At 35.4% G+C, this 11,938-nt stretch carries 12 protein-coding genes and 1 pseudogene; 8 read left to right on the plus strand and 5 right to left on the minus strand.

Features of this window, described 5'->3' with window-relative positions; genetic code table 11:
• Positions 1-22 precede the first annotated feature (22 nt).
• From K9V48_RS12390 to yxiS, 3 genes and pseudogenes are all read right to left on the minus strand, one after another.
• Positions 23-1,381: pseudogene (locus tag K9V48_RS12390) on the minus strand (IS1182 family transposase).
• Between the two features lie 207 nt (positions 1,382-1,588).
• Positions 1,589-2,011, minus strand: coding sequence for a VOC family protein (locus K9V48_RS12395; protein ID WP_224139303.1), 423 nt, complete (start codon positions 2,009-2,011; stop codon positions 1,589-1,591).
• Between the two features lie 2 nt (positions 2,012-2,013).
• Positions 2,014-2,328: a protein YxiS gene (yxiS, locus tag K9V48_RS12400; protein ID WP_224139304.1), complete on the minus strand. Its 315-nt coding sequence runs from the start codon at positions 2,326-2,328 to the stop codon at positions 2,014-2,016.
• 246 nt (positions 2,329-2,574) lie between these two features.
• Here yxiS and K9V48_RS12405 point away from each other — a divergent pair, with 246 nt between their 5' ends.
• Together K9V48_RS12405 and K9V48_RS12410 are read left to right on the plus strand one after the other, a co-directional pair.
• A complete protein-coding gene (locus tag K9V48_RS12405; protein WP_224139305.1) occupies positions 2,575-2,988 on the plus strand; it encodes a VOC family protein in 414 nt (137 codons plus the stop codon).
• Positions 2,989-3,062: 74 nt separating this feature from the next.
• Entirely contained in the window at positions 3,063-4,157 is a 1,095-nt protein-coding gene (locus K9V48_RS12410) for a PRK06851 family protein (RefSeq protein WP_224139306.1), read from the plus strand.
• A 144-nt stretch (positions 4,158-4,301) separates the two neighbouring features.
• Here K9V48_RS12410 and K9V48_RS12415 read toward each other — a convergent pair whose 3' ends face one another.
• Complete coding sequence (locus tag K9V48_RS12415; RefSeq protein ID WP_224139307.1) at positions 4,302-4,973, minus strand: SIMPL domain-containing protein; 672 nt, start codon at positions 4,971-4,973, stop codon at positions 4,302-4,304.
• Positions 4,974-5,252: 279 nt separating this feature from the next.
• On the opposite strand from K9V48_RS12415, the gene K9V48_RS12420 reads away from it, so the two are divergent.
• Positions 5,253-5,522, plus strand: a complete 270-nt coding sequence (locus K9V48_RS12420) for a DUF1292 domain-containing protein (RefSeq protein ID WP_224139308.1) — start codon at positions 5,253-5,255, stop codon at positions 5,520-5,522.
• A gap of 67 nt (positions 5,523-5,589) precedes the next feature.
• Positions 5,590-6,513, plus strand: coding sequence for a DUF1835 domain-containing protein (locus K9V48_RS12425; protein ID WP_224139309.1), 924 nt, complete (start codon positions 5,590-5,592; stop codon positions 6,511-6,513).
• Between the two features lie 63 nt (positions 6,514-6,576).
• Here K9V48_RS12425 and K9V48_RS12430 read toward each other — a convergent pair whose 3' ends face one another.
• Positions 6,577-7,266, minus strand: coding sequence for an MgtC/SapB family protein (locus K9V48_RS12430; RefSeq protein ID WP_224139310.1), 690 nt, complete (start codon positions 7,264-7,266; stop codon positions 6,577-6,579).
• A gap of 302 nt (positions 7,267-7,568) precedes the next feature.
• On the opposite strand from K9V48_RS12430, the gene K9V48_RS12435 reads away from it, so the two are divergent.
• The 4 genes from K9V48_RS12435 (at position 7,569) to K9V48_RS12450 (ending at position 11,609) form a co-directional block, all read left to right on the plus strand.
• Positions 7,569-8,324, plus strand: a complete 756-nt coding sequence (locus tag K9V48_RS12435) for an exodeoxyribonuclease III (RefSeq protein WP_224139311.1) — start codon at positions 7,569-7,571, stop codon at positions 8,322-8,324.
• 34 nt (positions 8,325-8,358) lie between these two features.
• Positions 8,359-9,003, plus strand: coding sequence for a branched-chain amino acid aminotransferase (locus K9V48_RS12440; RefSeq protein ID WP_224139312.1), 645 nt, complete (start codon positions 8,359-8,361; stop codon positions 9,001-9,003).
• An 893-nt stretch (positions 9,004-9,896) separates the two neighbouring features.
• Complete coding sequence (locus tag K9V48_RS12445; RefSeq protein WP_224139313.1) at positions 9,897-11,033, plus strand: M20 family metallopeptidase; 1,137 nt, start codon at positions 9,897-9,899, stop codon at positions 11,031-11,033.
• 201 nt (positions 11,034-11,234) lie between these two features.
• A complete protein-coding gene (locus K9V48_RS12450) occupies positions 11,235-11,609 on the plus strand; it encodes a nucleotide excision repair endonuclease (RefSeq protein WP_224139314.1) in 375 nt (124 codons plus the stop codon).
• Positions 11,610-11,938 lie beyond the last annotated feature (329 nt).

The following is an 11,938-nucleotide window of genomic DNA, read 5'->3' on the forward strand; positions in this document are numbered from 1 at the left end:
AGACCTCTCTTAGCTCACTTTATTATGCCATTTCTGAACCTCGCCATGTCCAGTTAGCCATCTTCTTCAAATTCATGGCAGCGAAAGTAAGCATCGCCTGCATCGACAATTTTTTAAGTCCCCTTAATGTTGTCCAACGCATGCCATGCTTTTCTTTTGCATCTGCGAATACACGCTCAATCGTTTCTTTACGTTTCGCATAAATGGATTTTACCTCTTTGTGATGGCGAAGATGGTCTGCTTCTTCCATGTATTCTTGCCAAATATGACGTGTTACCACTTTTTGATGCTCTTTACTTTCTGTACATTGCGCTAAAAAAGGACACGTCGCACAAAGGTGTTTTGGTGATTTGTACTCACGATAACCCTCTTTATTCGTTGTCGAATAGTTCAATACTTCACCTGCTGAGCAAAGGTAACAGTCGAAGTATTCATCATAAACATATTCATGTTTTCGGAAGAATCCTTCTTTCGTGCGTGGTCGTGTGTAAGGCAAGACAGGTGTCATTTCATTTTCAAATAAGTAACTCGTAATCGCAGGTGTTTTATAAGCTGCATCTGCGGCAACAGCTTCGGGCTTTCCAACTCTTTCAATTACTTTTTCAACTAATGGCTCTAAGATATGACTATCATGTGTGTTACCTGGTGTGACAATCGTGCCAAGTACAAAGCCATTGCGGTCTGCGGCCGCATGGAATGAATAGGCGAACTGTTTTGTCCGTTCGTCTTTGACGTAGTAACCACTATCTGGATCGCTTGTGCTTTCTTTGATTTCTTTCGATTCTTCCTTATCGAACTTATCTGGTGGAAACGGCTTTTTTCCATGGTCTTCACAGTCTTGATTAATCTCTTCTTGAAGGCGTTCTTAATAAGCACGTGTTTCTTTGCGAACGACTTTCTTTTCGAATTTGCGCTTATTCGCACTCGCTTTCACATGTGTGGAATCGACGAAAACGTGCTCTGCGCTAATTAACTTTTTCTCGGCAGCTGTCTTTAATATACGATAGAAGATCTGTTCAAACAGGTCTGTACCTTTAAAGCGACGCTCGTAGTTTTTCCCGAAAGTGGAGAAGTGCGGCACTTTATCATGAAAGCCGTAACCTAAGAACCAGCGATAGGCCATGTTTGTTTCCACTTCTTCAATCGTCTTACGCATCGAGCGAATACCAAAGGTATATTGAATGAATGTCAGTTTAATCAAAATCACCGGATCAATACTTGGACGACCTACTTCTGAATACATATCTTTCACCAAGTCATAGATGAAAGAGAAATCAATTGCCGCCTCTATTTTTCGGACCAAGTGGTTCGTGGGCACCAGTTGATCTAAAGCAATCATTTCAATTTGATCTCGTTGAATGGAATTATGTTTCGAAAGCATCGTCATCAGCTCAAGGTTTTTCTTATTTCTAGTTTAAAGCAAAAAAGACTGTAAGCAAACTCGATTTTCATCGAATTTGTCTACAGTCTGAAATGATCTGTTAAAGCAGATCATTTTTTGTGTTATAGGAAACTATAAAATTCTTGTACTGTGGCTAATCAAGGCGCTTGCGCCTTTGTTCTTGAAGGGGATAAGAACTGTCTTACTTCATAGTCCCTTGTTTGGATAATCGCAATATTCAATAATTGTTCCTTCCGTATCTGCAGGGTTTAGGTAGATTAACCTTCTGCCATGTTTATTAGTACGTAAGGAATCTGCTAATATACGAATTCCTTGTTCTTCAAGCTCTATTATCGCTTCATCAAGGTTTTCAACTTGATACGCAATATGGTGGACGCCTTTTCCTTTTTGCTTGATAAAACGTGCAATAGGTGAAGTTGTATTATTTGTTGGAGATAATAATTCGATTCGATCACCATTCACGTCCATTATTGCGATTTCGCTTTCAACACCAATCGCATCACTTCGATATCGGTCTATTAACGTCCCACCTAAAACATTCTTATAGATAGATATACTATTTTCTAGATCGCGCACAGCTATTCCTATATGATCTATTTTTTTTCTCATGTTTAACCCGGGATTCCTTTTTTCTTATTTTTATTCATTTCCTCTGTCACGACAAATGCTAAGTCTTCATTTCCATATAAAGATAATACATTTAGTAAAGTAGTATCAGGAATTTCTTCTGATTCTTCTTTTGGTACAGTTAACTCAATTGCTTGTTTAAGTGCATAATTATTGGCTTGATCTGGATAAGCTTTTAAATAGATATCCTGTGGATTTAAGCTGCGGTTCACGCACCATTGAGCAAATATTAAGATCATCATTTGTTCATCTTTTTGATAGTTTTGAATGATTCTTTGTTCTAACTCTTTTGAATTCAATCGTAATTTCCCCTTTAAACGTTATACAAATCATTATATCGGACGCGATTATGAATTCGCAATAAATACTCTGGAATTGTTGTCTTTTATGTAAGCATAGAAATCATGACTAGATCAAAGAAGCAGCTTGTCACATCGCATATAGGAAGAACTTATCTGTTCGAAGTAACTTGGGAATTGTCAGACTCTTTGTAAAATAATAAAGTAGACTAGAACAAAATAAAAACAATAATAGGAAAAATAAAAATGACAAAACAATTTTGGATTAATTTGCCGGTGAAAGACATCAATAAATCAAAAGAGTTTTTCATGAAACTAGGTTTTTCTATTACGACGCCACATGGCAATGGTGATCATGCGAAATTAGTCATCGGAGATAATAATGTTCCCGTGATGCTTTTTCCGGAGTCCACTTTCAAACGGTTTACGAGAAATGAAATAACAAATACAAAAGAAGCTTCAGAGGTATTGTTTTCCATTGATGCTAAGAGCAGAGAGGAAGTAGATGAAATAGCAAAAAGGGCTGAAAGTGCAGGCGGTACAATTTTTGGTAAGCCTGCAGAAAACCAGGGCTGGATGTACGGATGCGGATTTACCGATTTGGATGGTCATCGTTGGAATGTATTATACATGGATATGAGCAAGATGCCAAAGGAGTAAGGAATAGAACTGGGCATTCACCCTTGTAAGATAATCTACATATGCTAGGAGAAAAGGTGTGAAAGGGTGATTTGATGACTGCAACGATTCGTCATTACTATGCTAAGGGTAACACAGCAAGAGGGTTATATAGTCTCTATGACTCAGTATTAGAGGGGTTAGATCGAGTGTACATTTTGATAGGAGGAACTGGAGTCGTTACATCCTCGTTACTGAAAAAGATTGGTGAAGTAATGGAAGCAAAAACACTTGATGTTGATTATATTCAATGCGCCTCAGATAATAACTCAATCGATGGAGTTATACTACCTACCTTAAAAGTTGGGATTGTTGATGGTACAGCCCCAACTATGATTGAAGCAAAAGCACCTGGTGTTATTGAAAAGTATGTGAATTTAGGAATTGCATTGGACACAGAAAGGTTAGCAACAAATAAAGAAGTGATATTGAAATTAAATGAAGCTATCGCGATTAAGTTCAAAAGTGCATATGATACATTCGCTGCTGCATTAAGAGCTCATGATGAAATTGAAGATATTTATATTTCAAATATGGATTTTTCAGAAGCAAATAAATTAACAACGGAATTAATTGCCCAATTTTTTGATGAAGAAATCTTAGATAAAAAATCAACGATCAAGCATCGATTTTTAGGTGCAGCTACTCCAAATGGTGCTGTTGATTATATTCAAAATTTAACAGAAGATATCGAAAAACGGTACTTTGTAAAAGGGAGAGCAGGATCAGGTAAATCGACAATGCTGAAGAAGCTTGTAGCAGCAGGGGAAGAAAAAGGCTTTGACCTTGAGGTTTATCATTGTGGTTTTGATCCAAATAGTCTTGATATGGTTATTTTCCGCGAAAAAGGAATTGCGATTTTCGACAGTACGGCTCCGCATGAATACTTTCCTGACCGTGATTCTGATGAAATTATTGATATGTATGAGCGATGCATTACAGTAGGGACTGACGAGAAATATGCAACTGAAATTGCTAGAACAACAAAAGCATATAAAGATAAAATGAAAGAGGCAATTTCATACCTAGCAGAAGCAAAAGAGCTTCGGGATAAGCAGGAGCCTTATTATTTAGAAGCGATGGATTTTACAAAGATAGAGGAGATCCAACAGAGTCTATTAGATGAAATAGAAAAGTTTATTAACAAGTAGATTATGTATTTATATAAGTGAGAAAAGTACCATATAGATAGGGCTGATTTTAAGTGTCTACTCTAAATGGTACTTTTTAATGTGATGGATCCTTCTTTCGCATTTCGAAAAAAGTTCAATTCATTGAAATGCCGCTTATGATTTTTAATAATGAAAGATAACAGTTATTTTTGCTTGAATTTCTAATGTACTCCGCTGTATAGGAGGAGCTGCTTGTAACGGGATATCTGTGGGATAGGATAGTGCTACTTCTCTTGGTGAAATCAATGTTGGTTCTTCTGTTATTTTAGCTGGGGGAAGTATGATCTTCACCCCGATTTGCTGACCAAGTTTCAAAGCTTTATCAGTTGCATCCTTCATTGCAAGTTGTAAAGCTTCTTGGTAATAAAACGCAACATTAGACACTTCAAATCGAACACCCCCTGACATATTTGCCCCTGCAGCTACTGATGTTTCATATACTGTAGCTACTTTGTTAAGATCGTGAACAGTTACTTCAAATATATGTTTAATTTGATAAGCCCTAAAAATGGACTGACCTTCAACAAAATCATAAATTGGTTGAATGGTATAAGACAAGGTTTGAATGTCATTTTTTAAAATTCCGATTTTTTCAAGTGATTCAATTACCTGATTTGAGAGAGCGGAATTTTCCTTTTGAGCGTTTTCAACATGCTCATTTTCAGTCATAATACCGATATTAATCATAGCTTGATCGGGAATCACACTTTTTCGACCTGTCCCTCCAAGTATCATTTTCCCTTGGATGTGCTTACCTGATGAAAAATGAGGAATTGAGCGTTGAAAATAGGTCATAAACGAAACATCCTTTCTAAAAAAATCATTGTCATTGTGGAGCAAGAGATATGATCTTATATAAGGAAGATATGCGACATCCTTTATGGTAAATGCATCATTTAATTGATGATCCTATAGCATTTTTCGTGGATCAACGTGAGGAAAACACCGACTCCAAGACGAATCTTAGTCAGGATGAGGTGAATTACCCATAAATGTCTAAGGAAAGTCTTGCTTTAATTGTATTGTTGATGCTTAAAGTGTTATCATTGGTACGTTCGAAAGGAGGTTTTTAGTATGGACAAGATTGAAGTAGGAGAAGTGTTTACGATTACTGATGAGAATGATCAGGAAAATGAAATTGAAGTATTGGCAGTTATTACTTTAGAAGGAACCGATTATGCTGCTGTTGGCTTTTTGGAAGATATTCAAGAGGATTCCGAAGAAGAAATCGATGTGTTCTTTTTAAAAGTAGATGCTGAAGGTGATTTTTCTGCTATTGAGAGTGATGAAGAATTCGAAAAGGTATCTGTTGCATTTGAAGAAATAATGACTGAAGAAGAGTAGTGTTTAAGTAAAGAGGGGGAAAAGCCTCTCTTTATTTATGTTTGGAGATATTTAAGGGGGAGTAACGATGTTGCATATTGTAAATGGCGATGTTTTAGGAAGGAAGATAAAAGACATTGATGGTGATATTATCGTATGGAGGGAGATGTATGACTTTGGCCCGTTAAATTCAGGCTGGACAAATGATGAGTTAATAAAGAGGAGATCCTTATTCTTTGAAGAAAAACTTAGTATTCCTTCCTCCTTATTTATAGAAAATTGTCATAATCAACTAAACTTATTAAATAAACGGTCACTTGATGAAGAAGTGATTCTTTGGTTTGAGCATGATCGCTATGATCAAACGATGTTGGTGTATATACTTACACAATTATCAACTAAAAATAGATCAAATCTATCCATGGTTAGTATTAACTCTCATCCTTCAATTTCCCCATTTTACGGATTAGGGCAGTTAACTTCCGCACAATTAAAGGCGCTTTTCAAACATAGAGTGAGTATTTCGAATCAACAGGTAGCTGAAGCGGTTGAAGGATGGAAAGCTTATTCTTCTCCGGATTTGGATGACATAAAAAAATGGATAACAGAAGTCCCACATGAATTACCTTTTTTGCTAGCAGCCCTTGAGCGGAACATAAGCTATATGCCTTCAACATCTACTGGTATAAATGAAATCGAATCCTTGATCCTGCAAAACATTGAAAAAGGTCCTTGTTCATTTAGGGAGCTTTTTAAAAACATCTCTCCGAATTTAATAAACGATGGATTAAGTGATTTACATATTTCTGCCATCATAAAAGAACTGATGAATGGTGAAAACGCGTTAATCAAAGCGGATGGTGCCCTTCCTATGTATGATTTAACTTACGAAAATCCCAATTTAGCTATAACATCCTTTGGGGAAAGTGTTCTTACTGGGAAGGCAAATCGTCTTGATTTAATTGGCATTGATTGGTGGGTGGGAGGAGTGCATCTGCTATCTAAAAAATAATAAAACGAACATTCCCTGCTATAGTACCATCCACAGTTAATGAATGTAAAATGGAATCTCAGGTTATAGAGATTCCATTTCCACTTTTATCACATGGTCAATCTGCTTTAATGTATAATACAAATCTGTCAAGTATAGTTTTTCGTTAACTAATAAGACCAACTCGAGCTGTTGAAGTTCCCCTTGTTCAATATCCCTAACCTTTATTTTTCGTGCTTTCATCTTATTTTTCTTTAAATCTTTAAGAATATCTGTCATTTTGTCTCCAGCATTGACGATTATTTTTACTTTTAATTCTTTTTCCCGTAAAGATTTTGGCCCAATGAATTTAATAATAAAAGGGATGATTTCCACACTAACAAATAACAAAATAGTTGCAACACTTGCCTCAAACCAAAAACCAGCGCCACAAGCAATACCTATTCCACCAGCGCCCCAGACCAATGCAGCGGTTGTAAGCCCTGAGATCATATCATTGTTTCGTCTTAAAATAACACCAGCACCTAAAAATCCAATTCCTGATACAATCTGTGCAGATAATCTTAAAGGATCCATTGGTTTTATATAAGCTTCAGCAAATTTTTCCGATGCTTCAATTGAAACACTTGTTAATAAGCAGCTGACAATCCCTATGACTAAACATGTTTTTAAACCTAAGGGCTTTTTCTTTAGTTCCCGCTCTAATCCAATGATAATAGATAAAATTGTTGCCACTCCTAGATTGAAAATAAATGAATTTGGTTGAATTAACATAGTATCTCTCCTTTATTTTACTTTTTGTCATCATTTTAAAATGACCAATTGGTAGTGTATGATTTTGCATCTTTCCATAATCATACACTACAATTTATTTTTTAGAAGTGGTTAAAGTATGATTTAGAGCGAGACTCCTAACATTTGTGTGATATTTAAGGGATTAGAAGTTTTTTCGATCTGGCAGTTCGAACGTTGGTTTACTATTTGTTTTTATTATTTAATATGATAGAGTTTTATCAGTACAATATACGCCTCATTAGGTAGGACAAAAAAGAAAATTGGGAGCAGAATTAACTTATATGAAACTTGTGTCATGGAATGTTAACGGAATTAGAGCATGTGTACGTAAAGGGTTTTTACATTATTTTAATGAAGTCGATGCAGATATATTTTGCATTCAAGAATCAAAATTACAAGAGGGTCAGATCACACTTGATCTCGAAGGTTACCATCAATATTGGAATTATGCTGTAAAAAAGGGTTATTCAGGAACTGCGATTTTCACAAAGAAAAAACCACTATCAGTTTCTTATGGTGTCGGTCAAAATGAGCATGAGCAAGAAGGAAGAATCATCACACTGGAATTTGCCGAATTTTATCTGCTCACAGTTTACACACCAAATGCGAAAAGGGATTTGTCAAGACTTGACTATCGTTTACAATGGGAAGATGAAATTCGTCAATACATGATCGACTTAGAGCGAAAAAAACCTGTCATCCTTTGTGGGGATCTGAATGTAGCGCATCAGGAGATAGATTTGAAAAATTCGAAATCGAATAAAGGGAACTCTGGATTTACTGAGGAAGAACGTCGGAAAATGACAGCTTTACTTGATGGCGGTTTTGTAGACAGTTATCGATTTTTCTATCCTGAAAAACAAGATGTATACACATGGTGGTCATATATGAGTAAAGTAAGGGAAAGAAACATTGGCTGGAGAATCGATTACTTTATCGTATCAAAAAAATTGAGTGATCGCTTAATTGACGCTCAGGTTCATTCAGACATAATGGGAAGTGATCATTGTCCTGTTTTTGTTGAAATTGACCTGTAACAGAAAAATTTGATTTGCTGGAGTGGATGTAGATTTGCTTAAAAAAGAATTGGAACAATTTATTAAAACAAATATTGAAAAACAGCAAGCTTTACAACAAGAGTCAACTGAAATTGTCTTATATAAAGAGGAGAAAGACTACATAGAAAAATATGAATTACTATCAGATGATTTACGAACAACGTTGACATTTGTCGAAAGTAATTCAATCGCACGTTTTAATGATGCATACATTGAACGAAGTGCGAAAGAAACAGAAGAAGTGATTGCGATTGAAGCATCTTCTTTCTTAGATAAACCTGTTCAGTATCTTAAGGAGCATAAGGAAGAATTTATATATCTAGAATCGAAATGGTTTGAATTGATTGGGGTAGACGCTATTTCATTTGAAGTTGATGATGTATTTGGAACATATAATGTCATGCTCGGGTTGAAACTGCAAAAGAAATTTGAGAATTTGATAAAAAAGCATCTTAATCAAGAACTAAAAGGAAATGAAATTAATTTTAATTTAATGTTTAATCAAAATGATGGATTATGGGACTTGAATTTCCCATTGGACTTACTCCAAGAGTTTAAAGAAAACATAACGATTGGTGAAGCATTTTGTTTGATCTATCGGTTCCTCTTTAGTCTTGTTGAAGCTGTAGAGGAAGCAAATAAAAACGCAAAGCAATAGTTAAAATATCGATGCCTTTATCCGATACTTAACGAGCAGTAAAACGATTGCTCGAGATTATAGAGAAATAATGAAGAGAAGTTAGTAAAGTAGGTAGTTATCTACGTAGATATCAAAATATAGGCTGAATGAGACAAGGGGTATGACGTAGAACGAAAAAAATCATCCCCCTTCTAAGAACAAAAGCGCTAGCGCCTTGATCAGCCTCAGACAAATAAGCCACTTTTGGAATAGAAGAAGGCGTACTTTGCCTTCTATTCCAAAGTGGCTTAGACCCAAGAGGGGCAAGCAGTTGGAGCTGGATGTCGTGCGCTTATCCACATTACAAGAATTTTATAAATTCCTAAGCAACAAAAAAGTTTCTATTTAGAAATAAGCTAGACAAGAGACGTTTCAGCGGTCAGACTCTTCTGATTCACCCCATTCATTTATCTAATCCAAAAGGAAGTAATACTAAATCCCGCTTTTAAAATATACATCACTAATCGCATGGAGAACTTCATTTTTGCTAGGTTTAATCTTTAATTCTAGTCATGTGTTTGTATCATTATTTAGGTTAAATAGTAAAATGATTTTATTGACTTTTTTGAAAGATAAGAAAGTATAAATTTTTTGACTTAGTTTTCGTGTCCAGCGAAAGGCGCTATCAGCTCGAGGTCACAAGCCAATCCGACCAAAAAAGGTTAAAGAACAACCTTTCCGGCCGGTTCGTCTTGCGCTTTTCTTAGATTATTGCGAATAATTTAATCGAATCTTAAACGAATGACTGAGGATATGGTATATTAGATAAAATAAGTAACTAGAATTTTGCTACGCTTATGTAAATAGCGTCATTCTGGTAACATCCTTATAATCACATATTATCTGTTGGAAAGAAAGAAGGCAAATGCTTCATGGAATCATTTTTAGATCAGCATCTGGAAGAGATGCTGCAATTTATAGAGAAACTTGTAAGTATCGATAGTGGATCCTATTGTAAGGAAGGGATAGATAAAATAGGTAAACTATTAGAAATGAGCTACAAGCAACTTGGATTTAACGTTATTGTAGATGAGCAGGAGGAATTTGGTAACCACCTTATTATCGAACATAAAGATGCAATAGATCCAAATATTATTATCCTCGCACATATGGATACGGTATTCCCTGAAGGAACGGCAATGGAAAGACCATTTCGAATTGAAGGGAATCGGGCATATGGCCCTGGTGTTATCGACATGAAAGCAAGTCATGCATCAGTATTATATGCCATAAAAGCGTTGATTTATCAAGGGTTTGAAGGGCATAAAAATGTACGTATTGTCCTCAATAGTGACGAAGAAATTGGATCTCCTACCTCACGCGGAATTATTGAAAGAGAAGCAAAAGGAAGAAAATATGCCCTTGTCATGGAGCCGGCTAGAAAGGATGGTTCTTTAGTTTCTGCAAGAAGAGGAAAAGGTAATTATACTCTAATTGTTGAAGGAAAAGCAGCACATTCTGGGATTGAGCCTGAAAAGGGTAGAAGTGCAATAGAAGAATTGGCCCATAAAATCATTCAATTACACGAACTTTCAGATCATGAAAATGGGATTAGTGTAAATGTTGGCTTAATTGAAGGTGGCTCAAGTGCAAATACTGTATCAGATCATGCAGAAGCACAGATAGACGTTCGCATTAAAGAGATTGATCAAGTCGTCTTTCTTGAAGAAAGGTTAGAAAAAATTTGTTCATCTTCAGATGTAGCAGGAACAAAAATTTCATTAGAAGGCGAAATGAATCGTCCACCAATGGAAAAGAATAAAAAAACACGAGCTTTACTCCGAATCATTCAAGACGTCGGTGATGAAATAGGTGTAGAAATTGAAGATACTGCTACTGGTGGGGGATCTGACGCATCGTTTACATCTTCTCTTGATGTCGCTACTATTGACGGATTAGGTCCAGTGGGTGGAAATGCTCATAGTGATAAAGAATATTTGGAAATACCAAGCTTAGTGGAGCGAACATTCTTATTGGCAACACTCATTGAGAGATTAACTAGAAAATAAGGCGATTATTTCATGATGAGTTATTGTTTTATATAATAGCTTACTTTTTTGTTTTTCCATTAACATTGTCATTTTGTGTGCTAATATGCATAGGTTGACTGCTTTCCAAATAACAGTTATTATACGGTAGCCAAGATAGAACGTTTTAAAGAAAATTTCGTTATATGAATCTTGATTAAATGAAACAGGAAGTGAAATGATTTGATTAAAATTGAAATTCCTTCACCAGATCTAGTAGTAGTAAAAAAGCGACAATTAGGTGAAAAAGACGAGCCTGTTGTAAGTAGTGTATATGGGTTCACGGATTATATGAAGGTCCCGCGAGATAAAAGCGGTGTTTATATGTTTTTCAACAATAAAGATGAATTATTATTTGTCGGTAAGGCTAGAAAATTGAGATTAAGAATTAGGAAACATTTTGAAGATAATGTATCACCTATCAAACCATATCGAGATGAGGTTTATAAAATAGGTGTGGTTTACGTTGAAGATCCAATCGATAGAGAAATTTATGAAACCTATATTATCAATACTCTTCAAGCCAAATATAATGTTGACAAGGTTTTCTTTAGATAAATTAAAAGAAACCATTATATATGTTAAAGCACTGATTGTGAAATCATGTTTCTTCCTTTGTGTATGTGTCATAGGGTCATATACACAGTAGTGACATGATTTTTTTTTATTAATCGATTAAGGTTAAAATTGAACCTCCCTCCTTAAAAATTCGTTTCATCACACCGTTTTTTCATCTAAATGGATATAAATAATTCTTCATGAATCAACTATTTTCGTTGTTAGGACAAGTAACTTAGTATATATATCTACACACAAATAGGTTTATGCTTCTAGTTATTTCTACCCTACTGACAAAGGTACATTTATTAAAAGCTAGTAAAAAATCT

This window comes from Metabacillus rhizolycopersici, from assembly GCF_020075705.1.

Bases quoted from the DNA above. Each gene is read 5' to 3' on its own strand.
- K9V48_RS12420 (WP_224139308.1), top strand. From the start codon at position 5,253: ATGGACAAGATTGAAGTAGGAGAAGTGTTTACGATTACTGATGAGAAT.
- K9V48_RS12395 (WP_224139303.1), bottom strand. From the start codon at position 2,011: ATGAGAAAAAAAATAGATCATATAGGAATAGCTGTGCGCGATCTAGAA.
- K9V48_RS12410 (WP_224139306.1), top strand. From the start codon at position 3,063: ATGACTGCAACGATTCGTCATTACTATGCTAAGGGTAACACAGCAAGA.
- K9V48_RS12415 (WP_224139307.1), bottom strand. From the start codon at position 4,973: ATGACCTATTTTCAACGCTCAATTCCTCATTTTTCATCAGGTAAGCAC.
- K9V48_RS12435 (WP_224139311.1), top strand. From the start codon at position 7,569: ATGAAACTTGTGTCATGGAATGTTAACGGAATTAGAGCATGTGTACGT.
- K9V48_RS12405 (WP_224139305.1), top strand. From the start codon at position 2,575: ATGACAAAACAATTTTGGATTAATTTGCCGGTGAAAGACATCAATAAA.
- K9V48_RS12430 (WP_224139310.1), bottom strand. From the start codon at position 7,266: ATGTTAATTCAACCAAATTCATTTATTTTCAATCTAGGAGTGGCAACA.
- K9V48_RS12445 (WP_224139313.1), top strand. From the start codon at position 9,897: ATGGAATCATTTTTAGATCAGCATCTGGAAGAGATGCTGCAATTTATA.
- K9V48_RS12425 (WP_224139309.1), top strand. From the start codon at position 5,590: ATGTTGCATATTGTAAATGGCGATGTTTTAGGAAGGAAGATAAAAGAC.